The sequence below is a fragment of the Pseudomonas sp. NPDC012596 genome (assembly GCF_042902325.1).
Taxonomy (GTDB): domain Bacteria; phylum Pseudomonadota; class Gammaproteobacteria; order Pseudomonadales; family Pseudomonadaceae; genus Aquipseudomonas.
Genome location: NZ_JBIBEB010000004.1, coordinates 33,512 through 55,183, shown reverse-complemented (window position 1 = coordinate 55,183; position 21,672 = coordinate 33,512). Strand labels below are relative to the sequence as shown.

General features: G+C 61.3%; 24 protein-coding genes and 1 tRNA gene. 8 read left to right on the top strand and 17 right to left on the bottom strand.

The window, feature by feature from the left end:
• Nucleotides 1-11: 11 nt before the first annotated feature.
• The 5 genes from secF to queA form a co-directional block, all read right to left on the bottom strand.
• A complete protein-coding gene (gene secF, locus ACFY68_RS06585) occupies nt 12-920 on the bottom strand; it encodes a protein translocase subunit SecF (RefSeq protein WP_387524748.1) in 909 nt (302 codons plus the stop codon).
• 10 nt (nt 921-930) lie between these two features.
• The gene (gene secD, locus ACFY68_RS06580; protein ID WP_346612032.1) at nt 931-2,793 is read right to left on the bottom strand and encodes a protein translocase subunit SecD; all 1,863 of its coding nucleotides are present in this window, start codon (nt 2,791-2,793) and stop codon (nt 931-933) included.
• Between the two features lie 63 nt (nt 2,794-2,856).
• Nucleotides 2,857-3,192 (bottom strand): preprotein translocase subunit YajC, encoded by a 336-nt coding sequence (gene yajC, locus ACFY68_RS06575; RefSeq protein ID WP_056795769.1) that lies wholly within the window; start codon nt 3,190-3,192, stop codon nt 2,857-2,859.
• 45 nt (nt 3,193-3,237) lie between these two features.
• A complete protein-coding gene (gene tgt, locus ACFY68_RS06570) occupies nt 3,238-4,353 on the bottom strand; it encodes a tRNA guanosine(34) transglycosylase Tgt (RefSeq protein ID WP_346612071.1) in 1,116 nt (371 codons plus the stop codon).
• Nucleotides 4,354-4,367: 14 nt separating this feature from the next.
• Nucleotides 4,368-5,417, bottom strand: coding sequence for a tRNA preQ1(34) S-adenosylmethionine ribosyltransferase-isomerase QueA (gene queA, locus ACFY68_RS06565; protein ID WP_387524743.1), 1,050 nt, complete (start codon nt 5,415-5,417; stop codon nt 4,368-4,370).
• Between the two features lie 108 nt (nt 5,418-5,525).
• Here queA and ACFY68_RS06560 point away from each other — a divergent pair.
• The 5 genes from ACFY68_RS06560 (at nt 5,526) to ACFY68_RS06540 (ending at nt 9,385) form a co-directional block, all read left to right on the top strand.
• Nucleotides 5,526-5,610: transfer RNA gene (locus ACFY68_RS06560), tRNA-Leu, on the top strand.
• Nucleotides 5,611-5,778: 168 nt separating this feature from the next.
• On the top strand, nt 5,779-6,843 hold the full coding sequence (locus ACFY68_RS06555) for a hypothetical protein (protein WP_387524740.1): 1,065 nt from the start codon (nt 5,779-5,781) through the stop codon (nt 6,841-6,843).
• Between the two features lie 354 nt (nt 6,844-7,197).
• Nucleotides 7,198-7,407: a winged helix-turn-helix domain-containing protein gene (locus tag ACFY68_RS06550; RefSeq protein WP_387524737.1), complete on the top strand. Its 210-nt coding sequence runs from the start codon at nt 7,198-7,200 to the stop codon at nt 7,405-7,407.
• A 197-nt stretch (nt 7,408-7,604) separates the two neighbouring features.
• Nucleotides 7,605-8,252, top strand: coding sequence for a trypsin-like peptidase domain-containing protein (locus tag ACFY68_RS06545; RefSeq protein ID WP_387525314.1), 648 nt, complete (start codon nt 7,605-7,607; stop codon nt 8,250-8,252).
• A gap of 200 nt (nt 8,253-8,452) precedes the next feature.
• Nucleotides 8,453-9,385, top strand: coding sequence for a bestrophin family ion channel (locus ACFY68_RS06540; protein ID WP_346612036.1), 933 nt, complete (start codon nt 8,453-8,455; stop codon nt 9,383-9,385).
• On the opposite strand, the gene phnE is transcribed toward ACFY68_RS06540, so the two are convergent.
• The 4 genes from phnE to ACFY68_RS06520 are packed head-to-tail and all read right to left on the bottom strand — an operon-like array spanning nt 9,348 to nt 12,578.
• Nucleotides 9,348-10,115 carry a phosphonate ABC transporter, permease protein PhnE gene (phnE, locus tag ACFY68_RS06535; RefSeq protein ID WP_387524734.1) on the bottom strand — a complete coding sequence of 256 codons (768 nt, stop codon included), beginning with the start codon at nt 10,113-10,115 and terminating at the stop codon, nt 9,348-9,350. The two genes, ACFY68_RS06540 and phnE, sit on opposite strands and share 38 nt — an antisense overlap.
• On the bottom strand, nt 10,112-10,939 hold the full coding sequence (locus ACFY68_RS06530) for a PhnE/PtxC family ABC transporter permease (protein WP_387524731.1): 828 nt from the start codon (nt 10,937-10,939) through the stop codon (nt 10,112-10,114). The genes phnE and ACFY68_RS06530 overlap by 4 nt, the downstream gene beginning before the upstream one ends.
• Complete coding sequence (locus tag ACFY68_RS06525) at nt 10,933-11,727, bottom strand: phosphonate ABC transporter ATP-binding protein (protein WP_387524728.1); 795 nt, start codon at nt 11,725-11,727, stop codon at nt 10,933-10,935. The genes ACFY68_RS06530 and ACFY68_RS06525 overlap by 7 nt, the downstream gene beginning before the upstream one ends.
• Nucleotides 11,724-12,578, bottom strand: coding sequence for a putative selenate ABC transporter substrate-binding protein (locus ACFY68_RS06520; RefSeq protein WP_387524725.1), 855 nt, complete (start codon nt 12,576-12,578; stop codon nt 11,724-11,726). Before ACFY68_RS06520 ends, ACFY68_RS06525 begins: the two co-directional genes overlap by 4 nt.
• 127 nt (nt 12,579-12,705) lie before the next feature.
• Here ACFY68_RS06520 and selD point away from each other — a divergent pair, with 127 nt between their 5' ends.
• Nucleotides 12,706-13,740: a selenide, water dikinase SelD gene (selD, locus tag ACFY68_RS06515; RefSeq protein ID WP_387524722.1), complete on the top strand. Its 1,035-nt coding sequence runs from the start codon at nt 12,706-12,708 to the stop codon at nt 13,738-13,740.
• Nucleotides 13,740-14,858, top strand: coding sequence for a tRNA 2-selenouridine(34) synthase MnmH (mnmH, locus tag ACFY68_RS06510; protein WP_387524719.1), 1,119 nt, complete (start codon nt 13,740-13,742; stop codon nt 14,856-14,858). The genes selD and mnmH overlap by 1 nt, the downstream gene beginning before the upstream one ends.
• Before the next feature lie 99 nt (nt 14,859-14,957).
• Here mnmH and ACFY68_RS06505 read toward each other — a convergent pair whose 3' ends face one another.
• Genes ACFY68_RS06505 through ACFY68_RS06495 form a run of 3 tightly spaced genes read right to left on the bottom strand, consistent with a single transcriptional unit; the run spans nt 14,958 to nt 16,464 of the window.
• Nucleotides 14,958-15,344 (bottom strand): lysozyme inhibitor LprI family protein, encoded by a 387-nt coding sequence (locus ACFY68_RS06505; protein WP_387524716.1) that lies wholly within the window; start codon nt 15,342-15,344, stop codon nt 14,958-14,960.
• A gap of 20 nt (nt 15,345-15,364) precedes the next feature.
• Nucleotides 15,365-15,904 (bottom strand): hypothetical protein, encoded by a 540-nt coding sequence (locus ACFY68_RS06500; RefSeq protein ID WP_387524713.1) that lies wholly within the window; start codon nt 15,902-15,904, stop codon nt 15,365-15,367.
• On the bottom strand, nt 15,901-16,464 hold the full coding sequence (locus ACFY68_RS06495; RefSeq protein ID WP_258655312.1) for a GNAT family N-acetyltransferase: 564 nt from the start codon (nt 16,462-16,464) through the stop codon (nt 15,901-15,903). Before ACFY68_RS06495 ends, ACFY68_RS06500 begins: the two co-directional genes overlap by 4 nt.
• A gap of 231 nt (nt 16,465-16,695) precedes the next feature.
• On the opposite strand from ACFY68_RS06495, the gene ACFY68_RS06490 reads away from it, so the two are divergent.
• Entirely contained in the window at nt 16,696-17,415 is a 720-nt protein-coding gene (locus ACFY68_RS06490; protein ID WP_387524708.1) for an RHS repeat-associated core domain-containing protein, read from the top strand.
• A 422-nt stretch (nt 17,416-17,837) separates the two neighbouring features.
• Here ACFY68_RS06490 and ACFY68_RS06485 read toward each other — a convergent pair whose 3' ends face one another.
• The 5 genes from ACFY68_RS06485 to cyoC form a co-directional block, all read right to left on the bottom strand.
• Nucleotides 17,838-18,221, bottom strand: a complete 384-nt coding sequence (locus ACFY68_RS06485) for a YkgJ family cysteine cluster protein (protein WP_387524705.1) — start codon at nt 18,219-18,221, stop codon at nt 17,838-17,840.
• Nucleotides 18,222-18,372: 151 nt separating this feature from the next.
• The gene (gene alaC, locus ACFY68_RS06480) at nt 18,373-19,581 is read right to left on the bottom strand and encodes an alanine transaminase (protein ID WP_346612047.1); all 1,209 of its coding nucleotides are present in this window, start codon (nt 19,579-19,581) and stop codon (nt 18,373-18,375) included.
• Between the two features lie 235 nt (nt 19,582-19,816).
• Entirely contained in the window at nt 19,817-20,704 is an 888-nt protein-coding gene (gene cyoE, locus ACFY68_RS06475) for a heme o synthase (RefSeq protein ID WP_346612048.1), read from the bottom strand.
• Between the two features lie 11 nt (nt 20,705-20,715).
• Nucleotides 20,716-21,048: a cytochrome o ubiquinol oxidase subunit IV gene (gene cyoD / locus ACFY68_RS06470; protein WP_346612049.1), complete on the bottom strand. Its 333-nt coding sequence runs from the start codon at nt 21,046-21,048 to the stop codon at nt 20,716-20,718.
• Nucleotides 21,048-21,671, bottom strand: coding sequence for a cytochrome o ubiquinol oxidase subunit III (cyoC, locus tag ACFY68_RS06465; RefSeq protein ID WP_346612050.1), 624 nt, complete (start codon nt 21,669-21,671; stop codon nt 21,048-21,050). The genes cyoD and cyoC overlap by 1 nt, the downstream gene beginning before the upstream one ends.
• Between the last annotated feature and the right edge of the window lies 1 nt (nt 21,672).

Sequence of the window (21,672 nt, the reverse complement as noted above, 5' to 3'; positions counted from 1 at the left end):
GGGCATAACCCTTACGGACGGTCGTCCACACCCTCAGCCTTGACCGGTGGAATCAGGTCTTCGCTGTTGAGGTTCAGCCAGATCAGCACCACGTTGGCGATGTAGATCGACGAGTAGGTACCAGCCATGACGCCGATGAACAGCGCCAGCGAGAAGCCGAACAGGTTGTCGCCACCGAAGAACAGCAGCGCGGCGATGGCCAGCAGGGTCGATACCGAGGTGGCGATGGTGCGCAGCAGGGTCTGGGTGGTCGAGACGTTGATGTTCTCGATAAGCGATGCCTTGCGCATTACACGGAAGTTCTCACGCACCCGGTCGAACACGACGATGGTGTCGTTGAGCGAGTAACCGATGATCGCCAATACCGCCGCCAGCACCGTCAGGTCGAAGGTGATCTGGAAGAACGACAGGATCCCCATGGTCACGACCACGTCGTGCACCAGCGAAACGATTGCACCCACGGCGAATTTCCACTGGAAGCGGAAGGCCAGGTAAAGCAATACGCCACCTAGCGCCAAGAGCATGCCCAGGCCACCCTGGTCGCGCAGCTCCTCACCCACCTGCGGGCCGACGAACTCGACGCGCTTGAGTGTGGCCGGGTTGTCACCGCCTGCCTGCTGCAGGGCCGCAGCAACCTTGCTGCCCAGTTGCGGATCATCACCCGGCATGCGCACCAGCAGGTCGGTGGTCGCACCGAAGCTCTGCACGATGGCCTCGTGGAAGCCCGACTCAACCAGCTCGGCGCGCACCGCCTTGAGATCCGCCGGGCGCTCGTAGGTCAGCTCGATGAGCGTACCGCCGGTGAAATCCAGGCCGAAGTTCAGGCCCTTTTGCCACCAGCTGAACAACGCCAGTACGGTCAACAGGACGGTGATGGCGAACGCAACGTTGCGCACGCCCATGAAGTTGATGGTTTTCATGGTTATTCCCTCAAACCCACAGCTTCTTGATGTCACGCCCGCCGCAGGTCAGGTTGACCATTGCGCGGGTCACCATGACGGCGGTGAACATCGAGGTGAAAATCCCGAGGGACATGGTAACCGCGAAGCCCTTGACCGGGCCGGTACCCATGGCGAACAGGATACCGCCGACCAGCAGGCTGGTCAGGTTGGCGTCGATGATCGCGGTGTAGGCACGGCTGAAACCTTCGTGGATGGCGCGCTGCACCGACATGCCGTTTTTCAGCTCTTCGCGAATCCGCGAGAAGATCAGCACGTTGGCGTCGACCGCCATACCCATGGTCAGCACGATACCGGCGATACCCGGCAGGGTCAGGGTCGCGCCCAGCAGCGACATCAGGGCCAGCAGCAGGATCATGTTGCCGGTCAGCGCTATGGTGGCGATCACGCCAAAACCGCGGTAGATGGCGATGATGAACAGCGAGACGAACAGCATGCCCCACAGCGATGCATCGATACCCTTGGTGATGTTGTCGGCACCCAGGCTTGGGCCGATGGTACGTTCTTCAGCGAAGTACATCGGCGCAGCCAGACCACCGGCACGCAGCAGCAGCGCCAGCTCGGACGATTCGCCCTGGCCGTTGAGGCCGGTGATGCGGAACTGGCTGCCCAGCGGCGACTGGATGGTCGCCAGGCTGATGATCTTCTTCTCTTCCTGGAAGCTTTGTACGGCAACTTCCTTCTCGACGCCGTCGACGGTCTGCTTGACATAGCGGGTGACCGGCTTCTGCTCGATGAAGATCACCGCCATGCTGCGCCCGACATTGCTGCGCGTTGCGCGGCTCATCAGCTCGCCACCGTGGCCGTCGAGACGAATGTTCACCTGCGGGCGACCGTGCTCGTCGAAGCTGGCCTGGGCGTCGGTGACCTGGTCACCGGTGATGATCAGGCCGCGCTCGACCGGTGCGGAACGGCCGCCCTCACGGAACTCGAAGACCTCGGTGGTGGCTTTGGACGCACCTGGCTCGGCGCCGAAGCGGAACTCGAGGTTGGCGGTCTTGCCGAGAATACGCTTGGCTTCGGCAGTGTCCTGCACGCCTGGCAGTTCTACCACGATGCGGTTGGCGCCCTGGCGCTGCACCAGCGGCTCGGCCACGCCCAGCTCGTTGACACGGTTGCGCACGGTGGTGAGGTTCTGCTTGATCGAGTATTCGCGGATCTCGGCGACTTTCGCCTGAGTCAGCGCCAGACGCAGCACGGCGAGGTCGTTGCGCTCGGTGGTGGTCAGGTCGAAATCACTGAAATTCTTGCGGATCAGGGCACGTGCCTGTTCGCGGGTAGCATCGTCAGCGAAGCCCAGCATGATGCCGCCATCCTGCTGAGGCAGGCTGCGGTAGCGGACGCGCTCTTTGCGCAGCAAGGTCTTGACCTCGCCTTCGTAGACTTTCATGCGGGCGCTCATGGCCTTGTCCATGTCCACTTCCAGCAGGAAGTGCACACCACCGGACAGGTCCAGGCCCAGCTTCATCGGGCTTGCGCCCACATTACGCAACCATTGCGGAGTAGTCTGGGCCAGGTTCAGGGCCACGACGTAATCATCGCCCAGTGCCTTGCGCACTACATCCTTGGCTGGCAGTTGGTCTTCCTGGTTGGTCAGACGCACCAGCCCGCTGCCCTTCTCACCCAGGCTCGCGCCCTTGACGGTGATACCGGCTTCGGTCAGCGCCTTGCTGACGCGATCGAGGTCGGCCTGGTTCACCTGCAGCGCCGAGCTGGCACCGCTGATCTGCACCGCCGGGTCATCCGGGTAAAGGTTGGGAGCGGAATAAATAAAACCGATCGCCAGTACCAGCACGATCAGTGCGTATTTCCACAGAGGGTATTTGTTCAGCATCACGCCGCCCGTTCAAGACGCGGGGCGCGTTGCGCGCCCCGACTGGAAAAATAAACCGGTAACTCAGATAGCCTTGAGCGTACCTTTTGGCAGGGTCGCGGCAATCGCGCCCTTCTGGAACTTCAGCTCGACGGTGTCGGACACTTCCAGGACCACGAAATCGTCGGAAACCTTGACGATCTTGCCGGCGATGCCGCCGTTGGTGACAACTTCGTCACCTTTCTGCAAGTTGCCCAGCAGGTTTTTCTGCTCTTTGGCGCGTTTAGCCTGCGGGCGCCAGATCATCAAGTAGAAGATGACCAGGAAACCGACCAGGAAAATCCACTCGAAGCCGGTGCCGGCAGGGCCAGCGGCGGGTGCTGCAGCGTCCGCGTAGGCGGCGGGGATCAAGAAGCTCATTGGGCACTCCAGTTGCTTAAGTTTTAATTAGTTTGGTGCGAACAGTCAGTCCAAAGGCGGCACAGGCAGCCCGCGCTTGGCATAGAAGGCGTCGACAAAGGCGGCCAATTTACCCTGTTGAATAGCCTCGCGTAAACCGGCCATCAAGCGCTGGTAATGGCGCAAGTTGTGGATGGTATTCAGCATGCTGCTCAGCATTTCGCCGCACTTGTCCAGGTGATGCAGATAGGCGCGGGAGAAGTTGCTGCAGGTGTAGCAGTCACAGGTCGGATCCAGCGGCGAATCATCGTGGCGATGGAACGCATTGCGGATCTTGATCACGCCTGTATCGACGAACAGATGGCCGTTGCGCGCGTTACGCGTCGGCATCACGCAGTCGAACATGTCAACGCCGCGGCGCACACCCTCAACGAGATCTTCCGGTTTGCCTACCCCCATAAGGTAACGAGGTTTGTCAGCAGGCATCAGCGCTGGCAGGTAATCCAGCACCTTGATCATTTCATGCTTGGGCTCGCCCACCGACAGGCCGCCGATGGCCAGGCCGTCGAAGTCGATGTTGACCAGTGCTTCCAGCGAGCGCTTGCGCAGGTCTTCGTACATCCCACCCTGCACGATACCGAACAGCGCCGCCGTGTTGTCAGCGTGGGCGTTCTTGGAGCGCTGGGCCCAGCGCAGCGACAGCTCCATGGAGGTGCGCGCCACATCGTGCTCGGCCGGGTACGGGGTGCACTCGTCGAAGATCATCACAATGTCCGAACCCAGGTCGCGCTGCACCTGCATGGACTCTTCCGGGCCCATGAACACCTTGGAGCCGTCGACCGGCGAGGCGAAGGTCACGCCCTCCTCTTTGATTTTGCGCATGGCGCCCAGGCTGAACACTTGGAAACCACCGGAATCGGTGAGGATAGGGCCTTTCCATTGCATGAAATCGTGCAGGCCGTTGTGCTTCTTGACCACTTCGGTACCTGGGCGTAGCCACAGGTGGAAGGTGTTGCCGAGGATGATCTCGGCGCCGGTGGCCTCGATGTCACGCGGCAGCATGCCCTTGACCGTGCCATAGGTGCCCACCGGCATGAACGCCGGGGTTTCGACCGTGCCACGGGGGAAGGTCAGGCGGCCACGACGGGCTTTGCCGTCGGTGGCCAGCAGTTCGAAGGACATACGACAGGTGCGACTCATGCTTGATCCTCTGGGCCGCGTGGCGCCGGATTGCGGGTGATGAACATGGCATCACCGTAACTGAAGAAGCGGTAACCGTGTTCGACCGCTGCCGCGTAGGCAGCCATGGTTTCGGGGTAACCGGCGAACGCCGAGACCAGCATCAGCAGCGTGGACTCCGGCAGGTGGAAGTTGGTGACCAGGGCATCGACCACGTGGAACGGCCGGCCCGGGTAGATGAAGATATCAGTGTCGCCGCTGAAGGCCTTAAGCACGCCGTCGCGCGCCGCGCTCTCCAGCGAACGCACGCTGGTGGTGCCGACCGCGATCACCCGGCCACCGCGAGCGCGGCAGGCTTCGATGGCATCGACCACATCCTGGCTCACTTCGAGCCACTCTTTATGCATGTGGTGGTCTTCGATCTTGTCGACCCGCACCGGCTGGAAGGTACCCGCACCGACGTGCAGGGTAACGAAGGCGCGTTCCACGCCCTTGGCAGCGATCTGTTCCAGCAGCGCTTCGTCGAAGTGCAGCCCCGCCGTTGGCGCGGCCACGGCGCCAGCGCGTTCGGCGTAGACGGTCTGGTAACGCTCACGGTCGGCGCCCTCGTCCGGGCGGTCGATGTAAGGCGGCAACGGCATGTGCCCCACGCGTTCGAGCAGTGGCAGCACCTCTTCGGTGAAGCGCAGTTCGAACAGCGTTTCGTGGCGCGCGACCATTTCGGCCTCGCCACCGCCGTCGATGAGGATCACCGCGCCTTCCTTGGGCGCCTTGCTGGCACGCACATGGGCCAGCACGCGGTGGCTGTCGAGCACGCGCTCGACCAGCACTTCCAGCTTGCCACCAGAGGCTTTCTGGCCCAACAACCGCGCCGGGATCACCCGGGTGTTGTTGAACACCATCAGGTCGCCGGGGCGCAGGTAGTCGAGCAGGTCGGTAAACCGCTTGTGCGCCAGCGCCCCGCTCGGCCCATCGAGGACCAGCAGACGGCTGCCATGGCGCTCGGCCAAAGGGTGGCGAGCGATCAGGGAATCGGGGAGTTCGAAGGAAAAATCGGCGACGCGCATGATGATGTTCGGGTTCGGCAGGGCCGGGAAGTTTAGCCCAATGTGTGAAAATTGACCATGAAAGCCGATTGACCGACCTCAAGCACCTCTCTATACTGCGCGCCACACGCCCTGATGGCGGAATTGGTAGACGCGGCGGATTCAAAATCCGTTTTCGAAAGGAGTGGGAGTTCGAGTCTCCCTCGGGGCACCAAAATCCGGAAAAAACCGACCTTATGGTCGGTTTTTTTATGCCTGCAGTATGACCAAGCAGCCTCTCGCCTGACGCTAGCCCGCCTGCCCCCTTGGCAAGATTGCCAACTCGCTCCTGCGCCCCACCGCCCTAACCTGGCTCCTCCCCTCTTGATCAAGGAGCCGCGACATGAAAAAGCGCCTGCCATTTGCCTTGGCCGCTACCGTCTCAACCCTGGCCTGCCCCTTGGCCAGTGCATCGTCATCCGTTCACGCCAGCACCGTTCATCACTACACAGGTAAATGCCTCAACGCGGCGCATCACGCTGCCCGGGACATGAACTGTGAGGTGTCCGCCGTTACCAGAATCGGTGAACAGCTGTTTTTTGCCAATGACAAACCCATCAAGGGAAACGAGACATCCTCGGTTTTCTCCATTGACCTGAATGCGCCTGAGGGCCTGCCCCCCTTGCCTTTGAAATTCGACCACCTCAAATACGCACGCGGCCCATTGATCGAAACGGCACAGAAGCTCGAAGGCCTGACGACGATCACACTCGAAGATACGCACTACGTAATCGCAAGCAGTGCCTTCACTCGGGCGGAAAACCCTGCGTTCAACAAGATCCTGTACTGGCCCGTGGATAGGCCGGCTGACGCCAGGCAGCTTGGCGATGTGCAGGTCATACGCAAGCAGATCAGCACTATCGTCCGCGAGCCCTTCTTCCAGGTCGAAGGCGCAGCCATGGGCCCTGACAGCTCGCTCTTGCTCGGTATTCGCCAGCAAGGCCGCGACTACACGACGGCGTACCCAGTGTTTACCATCGTGCAGGCCCCAATCCGCTTGCAAGCGGGTGAATTGGTGATTGCTGGCGATTTCAGACTGGCCTACCAGTTCACCCCGCGCGTACAGGGCGACGACCGACCACTGGGCCTTTCCAGCCTGGAATACGACCCCTTCAACGAGCGCCTGCTGGCAACCACCAGCTATGAGCAGGGTGACAGGATTGGTGGCTATTTGTGGACGTTGCCGATGTCACTACTTGAGCCAGGCGGGCCCGGTACTGCACAACTGGTACTAAGGCAGGACGGCACGCCCTTGTGGTTCGATAACAAACCGGAAGGTGTTGTGGCGTTGGATGCCAGGCACGTGTTGGTCGTTCATGATGACGACCGCGTTCAGGTCGCAGACTCTGCGCATGGCAAGGCCAAGAAGCCCAATGAATTCGCCTATAGCGTGATTGAATTGCCGTGAAGCCGACGCACCCTGGCATTTCAGTGCCGGCGTGGGGCACGACGTCGGCACTCTTACTCCAATGCACTCCGGCACCGCATCGACCATGAACTCGATCGCGGCCTTGTGATTGAGCAGCATGACCGCATTCAGATCCCCCTCCGTCACACCACTTTTGAACAGCCTCTCGTTGTCGAGCAGCGTATAGCGGTTGCCTTCCAGCCGTGACGAAGACCAAGACAGGTCAATCAACAAGGGTTCCAGTACTTTGCGCGCATAAGTGCCGGCTGGCTGTTGGCCCCTCATCCGCCCTTCAACCTCAAGCGCTGCCGTCAAGCCGGGAGACAGCCAGCAAGTCTGGTTCGGCTGATAGTTGTGCCAAATAAAATTCTGAGAGTTCTGCAGGACAATCAGAGCCTCGGGTCGCGCGACATCGCCGAGCGCGTCAATGCGAGCTGGTCCACGGTCAAGCGTGTCATGGCGTCTCCGGATATAGCTCAATGCAGCTCAATGCAGCTCAATGCAGCTGAAGATCCGAACCTAGACGTCCCATCACTGCAAGCACTTTGCAACCCGCCAATTTGACGCCAGCCCAACGACCACGGGCGCTCCAGCCATGCCTGGAATCTATTGGCCATCATCAGGCCCCCTACCTAAGATGTCATTCATCAGATATATGCAGAAAGTATTGCCAGCGTGATGGCTCTTAGCCATATTTGCGCTCCCATTTTTTAACCCATGTGCAAATCATGAAGACAACTGTGCCCTGTCTGGCGGCAATGATGCTGCTGAGTGGGTGCAATGGAATGCCAACGTCGTACGTTTCAAACCCCGTCTACGATCAAGCGTTCGTAGTCACCTCGGGCGCGCCACTGCCCATGCTGCTGATGGCTACCGCCATTCAGTGGAACGAAGACTACGCCGTGACCGCCAAACACACCCCCTTCCTGCGCAACGTGGTCCACGAGGGCCTTGGTGACGTGGTGTTCTTCAAGCACAAGGCCACCCAGGTGCCGCTCTGGCGCCAGTACGTGCCAGGCGAGTCGGTGACGGCGGTCGGGTTCAACAGCCTGATGATGCCGGTGCAGGGCAAGGGCCACACACTGCAGTCCCTGGTGCGCCTGGAAGGCACGCAGGGCAGCGTGTTCTACTCGGTGCACGATGGCCCGATGGTCAAGGGCATGTCGGGTGGCCCGGTGTTTGCCGAAGACGGAAAGGTGGTCGGGATCAACGTCGCGTTTATCGCCAAGGAAGGGATCGATGCGCGCAATCGGCCAGACCTGGCGGACAAGGCGCGGGTCAGCGTGTTCATGTCGTTCAGTGAAATCGACAAGGAATGGCGCCGGTTCCAGTACCTGGCTCACAAAACCAAGCCCAATGCCGTGCCTGCTGGGGTGAAGGGTTATGTGGCGGTGGTTGCCAAGCCTTGAATCCGGGGTGGGCCAGGGGGTGCAATGCCTCTGCTGGCATGTGATGTTGCCCTAGGGCTCTTCGCGGTAACGCCCGCGAAGAGCCGCGTACCATTGAGCTGATCACAAACTTCCAGTTACACCCTACGACGAACAGCACAGAACCTTGCCAGCCCCTCAGCGTCCGATCCTTCATGCCCGCCCTTTCGAGGTACCCCCGCGTGAAAGAGATCATCGCCCGCAAGTACCGCCTGGTGGTCAAAACCTTCGGCTACATCGGCTGGTCGCTGTTCTGGCTGCTGATCTGGGATGTACTGGTCACCATCGACTTCATGCTGTTTTTCAACAGTAAATTTACCCTGCCCCTCATGCCACTGACATTGCTGGGTTCGGCATTGGTGGTGCTGGTGAGCTTTCGCAACAGCAGCGCCTACAACCGTTGGTGGGAGGCCCGCACGTTATGGGGCGCGCTGGTGAACAGTTCGCGCAGCTTTGCCCGGCAGACGCTGACACTGATCGACGACCCGGCTGACGGGCTGAACCCGACCAAAGCCACCTTGCTGCGCCGCCATATCGCTTACGTGAACTGTCTGGCAGCGCACCTGAAGGGCGAAAAATGCCCGGATGAGCTGATGGCGTTCATCCCGCCGGGGGAGTTCGAGCGGCGCAACCGGTCGAACAACTTCGCCAACGATATCCTCAGCGGCTCGGCGGCCCTGCTGGCGCGTGAATACAAGGCCGGCCGGCTCGACAGCATTCGCCTGGCGCGGCTGGAGTCGACGCTGGTGGACCTGTCCAATGCCCAGGGCGGCATGGAGCGTATCGCCAATACGCCACTGCCCTACCCTTACGTGTACTTTCCGCGGCTGTTCATCTCGTTGTTCTGCTTGATCGTACCGATTGGGCTGGTGGAGTCGCTGGGTTGGTTCACCCCGCTGGCGTCGACCGTGGTGGGGTTCATGCTGCTGGCCATCGAGCGCATCGGCACCGACCTGCAGAGCCCGTTCCGCTTCAGTGAGCACCAGATCCAGATGGATACGATTTGCGAGACCATCGAACGCAACCTGGAGTCGATGCAGCGTGAAGCGCAATGTGGGGAGTTGATGGCAGACGCTGTCATGCCCGCACATAGCGCTGGCGCATCAGGTCACTGACCCCATCCACCAGCAGCACCAGCACCAGCATCGCAATGATCACGGTGCTGGCCTGCGCCTCCTGGAACAGGCTCAGCGTGGTGTAGAGCATCTGCCCCAGGCCACCGGCCCCCACAAAGCCAAGCACACTGGCCATGCGGATGTTGTTTTCCCAGCGGTACAGGCTGTAGGCCAACAACTGCGGCCACAGGTTGGGCAAGGTGCCGAAACAGAACGCAGCGACCTGCCCGCCGCCCTGCAGGCGGATAGCTGCAGCGGGCTCTGCCGGTGCGTTCTCCAACGCTTCGGCGAACAACCGCCCCAACACCCCAGACGTGTGCAATGCCAGCGCAAGCGTGCCGGCATTCGGGCCTAGCCCCGCCGCCAGCACCGTCAGCGCAGCCCAGACCAACTCCGGGATGGCGCGCAGGGCATTGAGCAGCAGGCGCGCGGCCGACTGCAGCGGCCAGCCGAATCGCCCCGCCGCGGGCAATGCCAGGAGCAGGCCCAGGGCCATGGCCAGCAACGTGCCCAAGCCCGACATCGCCAGGGTCTCCAGGGCACCGTGCGCCACTGCCTGCAAGTGCTCGGCAGACAAGTCAGGGTGCAAAAAGCGCCCTGCATACGCCCCCATCTGCCCCAGCCCGCCATCACGTATCAGCGCCTTCAGGTCCAGCTCCAGATAGCTGAACGCGGCGCACACTGCTGCGACGATGGCGCCAACTACTAGAAGATTGAGCACTCGATTCATGCCAACCTCCCCCGCAGAAAGCGGCTGAGCAGGTCAGCCAACACCACCAGGCCGAAGAAGGCCAGCAGGATACTCGCCACCTCGCCACCCGCGAACATGCGCATGGACAAGTCGATCTGCTGCCCGAGGCCGCCCGCCCCGACGAACCCCATTACCACTGAAGCGCGGATCGCGCATTCCCACCGGTACACGGTGTACGACACCACCTCCGCCATTGCACTTGGCAGAATGCCGTAAAAAAATGCCGTCAGCCGGCCGCTGCCCGCTTGCAGCAAGGCGTGCGCCGGGCGCTGGTCGACAGATTCGAAGATTTCCGCATAGACCTTGCCGAGCATGCCGCTGTAGGTGATGGCAATGGCCAGCACCCCAGCGGTCGGCCCCAGGCCCACAGCCCGTACGAACAGCAATGCCCAGACGATCTCCGGCACGCTGCGCAGGAAGATCAGCAAGCCACGCACCGGCATACGCAGCAGCCGCGACAACACACCGGCACGGCCACCGCGCGAGGCGGCTCGCAACGACAAAGCGCGGCTGGCCAACAAGCTTGTAGGTATGGCCAACAGCAACGCAAAGGCCATGCCGGCAGTGGCCACGGCCAGGGTCTGCAGCGTGGCCTCGTAGAGCAGCTTGAGGAATTCGGCATCATGCGCGGGTGGCCAGAAGGCGCTGGTGAAAGCGGCAATCTGTTGGCGGTTTTCCGCGTGCAGCAGTACGCCGGGGTTCAGCTCGCTCAACCGTACCCCTGGCCATAGCACGGCCAGGGCAAACAGGGTGAGCATCAGCCGCGTGAATGCTACCGGGTCGCGAGTTTGCGCTTTCAACATCGGGGGATCTGCACGGCCAGGGTCGCCCCTTGCGCCGGTTGCGAAGCAAACTGCTCGTTGGCGTACAGAGCGTCCAGCATCGGGTCAGTCACAGCGTCGGCCGGGCAGTCGAACATCACCTGTCCCTCACGAATACCGATTACCCGCGGGAAATGCGCCAAGGCCAGCTCAACCGCGTGCAGGCTGGCCACCAGGGTGACCCCATTGGCCTGGGCATGGCGGTTGAGCAGCGCCAGGCTGTGGTCGGCCAGCACCGGGTCCATGGCCGACACCGGCTCGTCAGCCAGCAGTAACTCGGGGCGCTGGTATAGCACTCGGGCGATGCCGACCCGCTGCAACTGGCCGCCGGACAGTTGCCCGCACTGCACGAACAGCTTTTCCGCCAGCCCCAGCTCGGCCAAAACTTCCCGTGCGCCCGGCACATCGGTCGGATACACCAGGTTGAACAACCCCTGCAACGTGCCCCACTGCCCCAGGCGGCCCGCCAGCACCGCTGTCACTACCCGCTGGCGAGGCGGCAAGGGCGGCGCCTGATGAACCAGCCCGATCCGCGCGCGCAAGCGCTGGCGTGCCCTGGCAGACAGCGCCCAGGGCTGCTCGCCGAACAACTCCAGGCGCCCGGCGCTGGGCTGCACGGCCGTGGCCATCAGGTGCAACAGGCTGGACTTGCCCGCCCCGGAAGGGCCGATGATCGCCACCCGCTCACCCTTGGTAATACGCAAGGATACGGACTCCAGCGCGCGGACCTGGCCATGGCGCAGGCCGGCGTTGTACAGGTCGATAGTCACTTGAGCAGGCCGGCCTCACGTGCTGCCTGCTCGGTGCCCTGGTAATTCTCGGGCTTGGTCTCGATGAAGCGGCTGGCGGCCTGCAGGTCGAGAATCGCTTTATGGTCGGGCTTGGCGGGGTCCAGATTGAGGAAGGCTTGCTTGATCTTCTCCTTCAGGGCTGGCTCCATGTTGCCGCGCACGGTCCAGTTGTAGTCGTAATATTCCGGCGTGGTGGCAAAGACCTTGACCTTGCTTGTATCGACCTTGCCAGCATCGACCAGCTTCTGCCACACGCTGGCATTGAGCACGCCACCGTCGACCTTGCCAGCCTGCACCCAGGCCACAGTAGCGTCGTGGGCACCGGAGTAGGCCACCCGGCTGAAATAGCCCTCAGGCTTGATGTTGTCTTCCTTGAGCATGAAATAGCGCGGCATCAGGCTGCCCGAGGTAGACGAGATGGAGCCAAAGGCGAACGACTTGCCCTTGAGGTCGGCCAGGCTCTTCACATCCGGGTTGGCGGTGATGAACTTGGAGGTGAACTTGGCATCCTGCTCACGCTGCACCAGCGGCGTGGCTTTCGGGTCTTTCAAATGCACCTGGACGAAGGTGAACCCGCCCAGCCAGGCCATGTCCAGGCGGTCATTGGCCAAGGACTCGACCACCGCCGGGTAATCGGCAACCGGTACGAACTTCACCTCCATGCCCAGCTGCTGCGACAGGTACTTGCCCAGCGGCTCGAACTTGCGCAGCAACTCGGTCGGCGCTTCGTCGGGGATGGCACTGACCCGCAGGGTTTCAGCGGCCTGAGCGACAGCGGCGCAGCACGACAGGACCAGGCCGGCGGCGAGCGCCATTGGGCGTTTGAGCATGGGAAGACTCCGGTTCAATAGCGGGGAATGGGCGACGATCCGCGTCGCGCGTGGGAAGTATAAGGGCGCGTGGCACAAAGGCCAGCTTTGCTACAATCGCGCAACAATTTGATTCCCTGAGGTGCGTATGAGCGAGCCGATTCGCCTGACCCAGTACAGCCATGGTGCAGGCTGTGGCTGCAAGATCTCCCCCAAGGTACTGGACGTGATCCTGGCCGAGAGTGGTACACAGGCCTTGGACCCGAATCTGTGGGTCGGCAACGCTTCGCGTGATGATGCCGCCGTGTACGCTCTGGACGACGAGCGCGGGGTTGTTTCTACAACCGACTTCTTCATGCCGATCGTCGATGACCCCTACGATTTCGGCCGCATCGCCGCCACCAACGCCATCAGCGACATCTACGCCATGGGCGGCGACCCGCTGATGGCCATCGCCATCCTCGGTTGGCCGGTCAACGTGCTGCCACCGGAGGTCGCCCGCGAAGTGATCCGCGGTGGCCGCGCCGTGTGCGCCGAAGCCGGCATCCCGCTGGCGGGTGGTCACTCCATCGACGCCCCGGAGCCAATCTTCGGCCTGGCCGTCACCGGCGTGGTCAGCAAACGCCATCTCAAGCGCAATGACACCGCCACCGCGGGCTGCCGCCTGTACCTGACCAAACCCTTGGGTATCGGCATTCTTACCACCGCCGAGAAAAAGGCCAAACTGCGCGAGCAGGACCAAGGCCTGGCCCGGGACTGGATGTGCACCCTCAACACCCCCGGCAGCCGGTTCGGCAAGCTCGATGGGGTCAAGGCCATGACCGACGTGACCGGCTTCGGCCTGCTTGGCCACCTGGTCGAACTGGCCGAAGGCAGCGGCCTGACCGCACACCTGGACTATGCCGCCGTGCCTCGCCTGGCCAGCGTCGAGCACTACTTGGCGCAGGGTTGCATCCCCGGTGGCACCCTACGCAACTTCGAAAGCTACGGGCATAAGATAGGCCCGCTCAGCGATGATCAGAAGCACCTGCTGTGCGATCCGCAGACCAGCGGCGGCTTGCTGGTGGCCGTCAGCGCCGAAGGTGAAGAGGAATTCCTCGCCGTGGCTGCCGAGCTGGGCCTCACGCTCTCGCCGATCGGCACATTGGCCGAGCGACAGCGCCACGCAGTCGAGGTGAGCTGATGCGCCCCGATTGCACCGATTTCCGCCAGCTGTTCCTCGACGACGCGCCCATGATGGACATGCGCGCGCCCATCGAATTTGCCAAGGGCGCCTTCCCCGGCGTGGTCAATCTGCCGTTGATGACTGACCAGGAGCGGCAAAAAGTTGGCACCTGCTACAAACAGCAAGGCCAGGCCGCAGCCATCACCCTCGGCCACCAACTGGTCAGCGGTACCACCAAGCGTGAGCGCCTGCACGCCTGGGCGGACTTCGCCCGGGCCAACCCCAACGGCTACCTCTACTGCTTTCGCGGTGGCTTGCGTTCACTGATCGTCCAGCAGTGGCTGCGCGATGAGGCCGGTATCGATTACCCGCGAATCAGCGGCGGTTACAAGGCGCTGCGCACCTTCCTGCTGGAGACCACCGAACAGGCTGTCGAACAGTGCCACTTCGTCCTGCTGGGCGGCCTGACCGGCACGGGCAAGACCGATGTGCTGCACCAGCTGAACAACGTGCTCGACCTTGAAGGCCATGCCAACCACCGCGGCTCCAGTTTCGGCAAGCGCGCCACCGCGCAGCCGGCGCAGATCGACTTCGAGAACAAGCTGGCCATCGATGTACTGAAAAAACGTGCCCGTGGCATTGAGCAGTTCGTGCTGGAAGATGAAGGCCGCATCGTTGGCAGCTGCACAGTGCCATTGGCGTTGTACCAAGGCATGCAGCAGTACCCGATGGTATGGCTGGAGGACAGCTTCGAGAACCGTGTGGAGCGCATCCTGCGCGATTACGTAATCAACCTGTGCGCCGAGTTCGTCACGCTGCACGGCGAGCAGCTTGGCCATCGGCTATTCGCCGAGCGCATGCTGCAGAGCATGGCCAATATCCAGAAGCGCCTGGGTGGCGAGCGGTTCCAGCGCCTGTCCCAGACCCTGCGCCAGGCACTGGACGAGCAGCAGCGGTGCGGTGCAATAGACCTGCACCGCGGGTGGATCGAGGGTTTGTTGAAGGAATATTACGACCCGATGTATGCCTACCAGCGTGACGCCAAGGCTGACCGGATCGAGTTTGCCGGGGATGCGCTAGAAGTGCGCGAGTACCTCACGGACCGGGCGCTGCGCGGTGCTCACCTGAAAAAATAGGGCCGCTTCGCGCCCCATCGCCGGCAAGCCAGCTCCTACAGGTACTGCGCCAGCCGTTGTAGGAGCGGGTTACCCGCGAAGAGGCCCGCCCAGGCAAACTCACTGCCCTGGGCTGAGCACCCGCTCCAGCTCCGCCGCCCGCTCACGGGTCATGTCCATCACGCACATGGCACCTTCAAGCTGGGCCATCGTCCCGCCACTCGCCTGCACGTGGAATTTGCAGTTGCCATCGCGGTAGGCGATCCACTGCCGCTGTACGTCGCGCAGGCTTTTCTGCGGCGCTGCTTCGAGCTTGGCCAGCAGTTGCTTGTAGACACTGTTCAACTGCGCATCCTGCAGCTTGGTCTCGGCTTGAATACAGCCGCTCATCGCAACCGTGCTGGAAGCGTTGTCCATGCACTGGGTATATGTCGGCGAGTTATCCCCAGCCATCGCCATCGGTATGCCAAACGCCAGGGCCAGGCCCATCAGGTACTGCTTGTTCATCGCAACCCTCCTGGTGAACATCAAAACGCTTGCGGCTGCTCTGGCGGCATCAGCACTTTACCCGGCTCGAAGCGTAGAGACGGCATTTGTGTGGCGGCATACGCAGCCAGCGCAATGGCTGCTATCAGCGCCACGTCGAGCCAGCGCCAAGCTGGCATGTCCTGGGCGTTGCGCGCCTTGCAAACATGCCACGCCTGCCCCGCACAAAACACCACGATAGACGCCAACCACAGATAGAAACCGGCCCCAAAGCCTGTGCGATCCTGGAAGTCGTAGCTGATGTTGTCCGGCAAACGTTCAATGCCGAAGCTGCTGGCCGCCAGGTACAGCGCAGCCAAGCCAGCCACCAGTGACAGGCGCCGGAAGCGCCGATGGGCCAGGATCGCCACCGCCAGCAACGGGTTGGCAAACCACTGAAATAAGCCGAATGGAATGCCCCACGGCCCGTACAGCAGCATCTGCAGGGCCGGCATGTGCCTGCCCGCGCTCATCAACGCGCCATCGAAACATAAGCCGAGCAGGTACAGGGCGAGGCTGAAGGTGAGGTAGAAAGCCGTCATGCAACCGGTGGCTCGAGCAGCAACCCGTATATACCAGAATCGGACAGCTCACCCGCCACGCACCAGCGCGCCCGCAGCGTGCCTTCAAGTACGAAGCCTTGGCGCTCAAGGGTACGCGCCGAACCTTGGTTGCGCGGGTCGATTTCACCTTCCAGGCGGCGCATGTGCAGGGTATGGGCGAGGTAGTCGATGAAGCATGTCAGCGCCTCGTCCATGTACCCCCTGCCCTGCACGGCGCTGGCCAGGCAGTAGCCGATTTCGCCACGGCGGGACACATCGTCGATGTTGAACAGCTGGACCATGCCGATCAGGTCGCCGTTGTCACGGCGGTACATGCCCAGCTTGAGCTGGTCACCATTGGCATAGGCTTCGCGGTCGGCGGCCAGGGCGCTTTCGGCCTCGGCCAGGTCTTGCCACGGGGCGTGGTGCCAGTAACGCATGACCTCGGGGTCGGCCATGATCGTCAGCCATTGTTCGGCATCAGCATGGCGCATCGGCCGCAACTGCAGGCGCGGGCTGTCGAGGCAGAGGTCGCTGGGGAAACTGCGGGGTGGGGTCACGCCGGATCTCCTGTCCATTGCTGGGGAGGTGACAGTTTAACGTTAAGTGCCCCCGTGAAGCATCCGCCAGTTTCCCAGACACTGTCTGCAGACACTAATCACAGCCGCTTTTCGTGGATTAAGGCGGCCTGGTATAAATGCCAGTTGCGCTTTTTTAGCAGTGGATCAATCGTTACCAGCCACTGCTCACTCAGGTGAGCTTTATGAGTCGACCCATGATGGGAGTACGTAATGAACTACACACCCTACGGCTTTGTACCGTACATTGAGCAAGATGCAACAGCACTCGCTTTCAATGGAGATCACCTGGACAAGCCAACCCAGCAATATTTGCTCGGCAACGGCCATCGCGGCTTCAGCCCAGCGATAATGAGATTTTGCTCACCTGATTTACAAAGCCCATTTTTGCAGGGCGGCGTGAATTGTTACTGTTACTGTTCTGGGGACCCAATAAATTTCAAAGACCCCAAAGGCCAGAATCGTACGCTGTTGATGCTTCTCAACTCGAACCTACCAACCCGCCATTCAGGCAATCCGAGGCCGGCTCAGTCTCAGGCCCTGCTGCAGGGCGCACGAAGCAGCTATGAAGCTGCGCAAAATGCTAGAAGGCTTGCAAACGAAGCGTTTAGATTTATGAAACAATTCAAGCGGCGTGCCGCGAACTCACACAGATTGTCCGAGGTCACACAAGATTATGTGTCATGGGCTCAGCATAGCCTCGCAGAGGTGCAGTTCACGCGGCAAGCTTTACGCCACCTAAGTGTATGGCGGCAGCAGCGAAAGGTGGAGCGCCGAGAATTACGTAACCAGCATCGTCAAAATTCTGAGCATCGTGACCTAATGAAACACCACAAAGAGAATCTCCCTCCGCTAGCAACCGACGCTCCCCCGCCTCAAAATGTTACTACAGAAAACACATTACCATTAGAAGCCCAAGACGTTCGACAATGACGTCGGGCTGAACTGCAGTTTTTGACGGGTGTTGGGGCCGCGAGTTACGGCCCCGTCTTGGGTTAGTAGACGAAAGATGATATGGATGAGTCAGTATTTATAAGCGTGTCTGGTATTTCAGATGCCTATCTCGGCTCACGTACGCGAGGTGATAAGACCGTGTTACGAGGCATTCACGGCCAGACCGAAGTCTGCACGCGCACGGCTGCGATAACTGGCAAGCCCTCGCGAAACGACGGGATTTTCCGGTCGCTAATTGCGGCGACGCTGAAACGCTATCTCTGAGGTAGGTGCTTGCCTATCAGACGGCATCCGACTGAATTCGTAGGATAATTCCCAATTCTTGGCAACCTGAAGCATTTGGTTTCAGGTTCAGAATTATCTTACAGCTGATGGACCTATCGCGGGCTGGCGACGTACGCTCAGGCCACCTCAGCCCCATCATCCGGCCAATGGGGCTCGTTGGCGCCTGGAGGCGTCAGTGGTGGCAGCCCATACGCCGCTCGCGCATCGTCGCAGCTGGGGTTGTGCACCCCCCCCTCCCACGATGCTTCGAATTCGCGGCAAGGGCTGGAGCGGTTGGCGTAGATGGTGCAAGCCACCTCCTGGCCAATCTCACCCTGCAAGCTGACACAGCGGCAGGGCTTGGCATCGGTGCCGATCATGGCTACCCGAGTGGGGTTGATCTGCACCACCAGGTCGTCAGGCACAACGCCCCCGGCAGACTGGCATTCGCCCCAGAAGAAGGACACACGGAAGTACCCGCAGCAGGCGCCGCAGTCAAGGCAAGGGTTATATTCGGACATGATGGCACGGAGGGAAGGTTGTTGTTATCGGGGCAGGCCCGCGGCGCCATTTGTAATCGAAGCGAGGTCGGCTGAGAAGAGGGGCAGCGAAAAATAGTTCGCCGCCGATCCGGCAAGCAACAGGGGCCGTGTGACGGCCCCTGGTTCAGCGCTATTTGCGGCTCAGGCCATCGGCCCGGAACATCTGCCGGATGCCCCGGATTGCCTGGCGAATCCGATCCTGGTTTTCGATCAGGGCAAAGCGCACGTGGTCGTCGCCGTAATCACCGAAACCGACACCAGGCGAAACACAGACCTTGGCTTCGGCCAGCAGCTTCTTGGCGAATTCCAACGACCCCAGGTGGGCGTACTGCTCAGGGATCTTCGCCCACACGTACATCGACGCCTTGGGGTTCTCGACCATCCAGCCCAGTTCGTGCAGCCCTTTCACCAGCAGATTGCGGCGCTGGCGATACTGCTCGGCAATGTCCCGTACGCACTGCTGGTCGCCTTCCAGCGCGGCAATGGCCGCCACCTGTAGCGGTGTGAAGGTGCCGTAGTCGTGGTAGCTCTTGATCCGCGCCAGGGCGCTGACCAGCTCGGGGTTACCGACCATGAAGCCGATCCGCCAGCCGGCCATGTTGTAACTCTTGGACAGCGTGAAGAACTCCACGGCGATGTCCTTGGCGCCCGGCACCTGCATGATCGACGGCGCTTTCCAGCCGTCGTAGACGATATCGGCGTAAGCCAGGTCGTGCACCACCAGCACGTCGTACTGCTTGGCCAGGGCCACCACGCGCTCGAAGAAGTCCAGCTCCACGCATTGCGCGGTCGGGTTGGACGGGAAGCCGAGGATCATCATCTTCGGCTTGGGGATCGACTCGCGGATCGCGCGCTCGAGTTCGTTGAAGAAGTCGACACCAGGTACCAGTGGTACCGAACGCACCTGGGCGCCGGCGATGACCGCGCCATAGATGTGGATCGGGTAGCTCGGGTTGGGCACCAGCACCGTGTCACCCTGGTCGAGCGTGGCCAGCATCAGGTGAGCCAGGCCTTCCTTGGAGCCGATGGTGACGATGGCTTCGCTTTCCGGGTCGATGTCGACCTCGTAGCGTTCCTTGTACCAATTCGAAATGGCGCGGCGCAGGCGCGGGATGCCGCGGGACGTGGAGTAGCCATGGGTGTCTTCACGCTGAGCGACTTGCACCAGTTTTTCGACGATGTGCGGCGGCGTGGCACCGTCTGGGTTGCCCATGCTCAGGTCGATGATGTCCTCGCCACGGCGGCGGGCGGCCATCTTGAGCTCGGCGGTGATGTTGAAGACGTAAGGGGGAAGACGATCGATGCGCGCAAAGCGGCGCGGCGAACCTGGGTTGGCCATGGTTTCCTCTGCAAGACGTAAGCGCCCGGAACCGTCCGAGCGACGCTGGCCGCTGCGGCGGCCGATTCAGACAATAATGCCGCTCAAGATATCTTGTAAAGGAAAATATCCCGTTTTATATCAGGTTTTCAGGTCCTTATTTCGAATCCTTTCAGTTAACAGGACTGACAGTAAATAAAGCCCATAAAAAAACCCCGGCACAAAGGCCGGGGTTTTTCTGTCACAGGCAGCTGTATCAGCGCGCGTAGGTCATCAGCACGTCCGCGGCAGTCTGGCTATCCACCGACATCATCACGCTCAGGGCAGTAACGGTGAGGATGGAGAAGCCGAATACCTTGCGGGCCCACTTGCTGTCGTCCTCGGCCTTGTAGCCACCCCACGCCATGTAAAGCCAGTACAGGCCCATGGCAGCTGCCACGGCCAGGTAGCCGAGGCCGGCGTAACCGCCGAGGGTAAGCATCAGAGTGGCGAGCACGAAGGCCAGCACGTACAGCACGATCTGCTTCTTCGCCGCGAGGATGCCGCGTGCTACCGGCAGGACCGGAATGTTGGCAGCGCTGTAATCCTTGAAGCGGAAGATGGCGATCGCAAAGCTGTGCGGCATCTGCCACAGGCTGAACATCACCAGCAGGGTCACAGCAGCCAGGTCGAAGCTGTTGCTCACGGCGCAGTAGCCGATCACCGGAGGCATGGCACCGGACAGGCTGCCAACCAAGGTGCCGTGTACCGATTTGCGCTTCAGCCAGAGGCTGTAGAAACCGACGTAGACGACGAACCCGATGAGCGCGCAGAACGCCGACAGCGGGTTGGCCTGGACATACAGCAGGCTGAAGCCGGCCACCCCGAGGAGGGTGGCGTAGATCAGCGCGAGGGGCAGCGACATGCCGCCCTGGACCATGACGCGGTTCTTGGTACGTTCCATCTTGATGTCGATGTCACGGTCGATGCAGTTGTTGAACACGCAACCAGACGCGACTACCAGGGAAGTACCGATCACCACCGCCAGGAACAGGGCGAAGTCTACATGGCCCTTCGAGGCAAGGAAGAAACCGCCTGCCACGGAAAGCACGTTACCGAAAATGATCCCCGGTTTGGTGATTTGGATAAAGTGCTTAACGGACATGCAGTCTTACCTCACTTGGCCATCATTTCGAAGTGGATGCTGAACATGATCCACAGCGACAGGCCGACCAGCAGTGCAATCACCATGGCGGTGAACAGGAACGTCGACACGTTGGAACGCTGCTCTTTCGAGCGGTCCATGTGCAGGAAGTACACGAGGTGCACTACCACCTGGATGACGGCCATGGCCACCACGACCAGGACGGTCAGGTTCTTCGGCAGGCTTGGGAACATCACCAGGCCGAACGGGATCGCGGTCAGGATGATCGACAGGATAAAGCCGACCATGTAGGACTTGACGCTACCGTGGTTACCTTCGTGATGAGTGTCGTGTGCGTTAGCCATTACAGAACCCCCAGCAGGTAAACGACGGTGAATACGCAGATCCAGACCACGTCCAAGAAGTGCCAGAACAGGCTCAGGCAGCTCATGCGGGTCTTGGCGGTCGGCGTGATGCCGTGCTTGCTGATCTGGTACATCATGATTGCCATCCAGATCAGGCCGGCGGTCACGTGCAGGCCGTGGGTACCTACCAGGGCGAAGAAGCCCGACAGGAAGCCACTGCGCTGCGGGCCGAAGCCCTCAGCGATCAGGTGATGGAATTCGTAGATTTCCATCGCGATGAAGCCAGCACCGAACAGGAAGGTCACTGCCAACCAGCCCAGCACGCCTGCCTTGTTGCCGGCGAACATCTTCAGCATGGCGAAGCCGAAGGTGATCGAGGACAGCAGGAGGAACGCGGTTTCAACCAGCACGAAGTCGAGCTGGAAGATGTCGTGACCCGACGGGCCGCCGGCAAAACTGCCGGACAGCACCGCGTAGGTGGCGAAGAGCGACGCAAACAGGATGCAGTCGGTCATCAGGTACAGCCAGAAACCCAGTACGGTCATCTGGCCCGAGTCGTGGTGGTGGTCGTCATGCCCATGGTCGTGACCATGAGCACCGCCGTGTATTACTTGACTGGACATT

Excerpts from the sequence above, each read along its gene's own strand:
- secF (WP_387524748.1), bottom strand. The coding sequence starts at position 920 with ATGAAAACCATCAACTTCATGGGCGTGCGCAACGTTGCGTTCGCCATC.
- secD (WP_346612032.1), bottom strand. The coding sequence starts at position 2,793 with ATGCTGAACAAATACCCTCTGTGGAAATACGCACTGATCGTGCTGGTA.
- yajC (WP_056795769.1), bottom strand. The coding sequence starts at position 3,192 with ATGAGCTTCTTGATCCCCGCCGCCTACGCGGACGCTGCAGCACCCGCC.
- tgt (WP_346612071.1), bottom strand. The coding sequence starts at position 4,353 with ATGTCCTTCGAACTGCTGGCCACCGACGGCAAAGCCCGTCGTGGCCGC.
- queA (WP_387524743.1), bottom strand. The coding sequence starts at position 5,417 with ATGCGCGTCGCCGATTTTTCCTTCGAACTCCCCGATTCCCTGATCGCT.
- ACFY68_RS06555 (WP_387524740.1), top strand. The coding sequence starts at position 5,779 with ATGAAAAAGCGCCTGCCATTTGCCTTGGCCGCTACCGTCTCAACCCTG.
- ACFY68_RS06545 (WP_387525314.1), top strand. The coding sequence starts at position 7,605 with ATGCTGCTGAGTGGGTGCAATGGAATGCCAACGTCGTACGTTTCAAAC.
- phnE (WP_387524734.1), bottom strand. The coding sequence starts at position 10,115 with ATGAATCGAGTGCTCAATCTTCTAGTAGTTGGCGCCATCGTCGCAGCA.
- ACFY68_RS06530 (WP_387524731.1), bottom strand. The coding sequence starts at position 10,939 with ATGTTGAAAGCGCAAACTCGCGACCCGGTAGCATTCACGCGGCTGATG.
- ACFY68_RS06520 (WP_387524725.1), bottom strand. The coding sequence starts at position 12,578 with ATGCTCAAACGCCCAATGGCGCTCGCCGCCGGCCTGGTCCTGTCGTGC.
- selD (WP_387524722.1), top strand. The coding sequence starts at position 12,706 with ATGAGCGAGCCGATTCGCCTGACCCAGTACAGCCATGGTGCAGGCTGT.
- mnmH (WP_387524719.1), top strand. The coding sequence starts at position 13,740 with ATGCGCCCCGATTGCACCGATTTCCGCCAGCTGTTCCTCGACGACGCG.
- ACFY68_RS06505 (WP_387524716.1), bottom strand. The coding sequence starts at position 15,344 with ATGAACAAGCAGTACCTGATGGGCCTGGCCCTGGCGTTTGGCATACCG.
- ACFY68_RS06500 (WP_387524713.1), bottom strand. The coding sequence starts at position 15,904 with ATGACGGCTTTCTACCTCACCTTCAGCCTCGCCCTGTACCTGCTCGGC.
- ACFY68_RS06490 (WP_387524708.1), top strand. The coding sequence starts at position 16,696 with ATGAACTACACACCCTACGGCTTTGTACCGTACATTGAGCAAGATGCA.
- ACFY68_RS06485 (WP_387524705.1), bottom strand. The coding sequence starts at position 18,221 with ATGTCCGAATATAACCCTTGCCTTGACTGCGGCGCCTGCTGCGGGTAC.
- alaC (WP_346612047.1), bottom strand. The coding sequence starts at position 19,581 with ATGGCCAACCCAGGTTCGCCGCGCCGCTTTGCGCGCATCGATCGTCTT.
- cyoE (WP_346612048.1), bottom strand. The coding sequence starts at position 20,704 with ATGTCCGTTAAGCACTTTATCCAAATCACCAAACCGGGGATCATTTTC.
- cyoD (WP_346612049.1), bottom strand. The coding sequence starts at position 21,048 with ATGGCTAACGCACACGACACTCATCACGAAGGTAACCACGGTAGCGTC.
- cyoC (WP_346612050.1), bottom strand. The coding sequence starts at position 21,671 with ATGTCCAGTCAAGTAATACACGGCGGTGCTCATGGTCACGACCATGGG.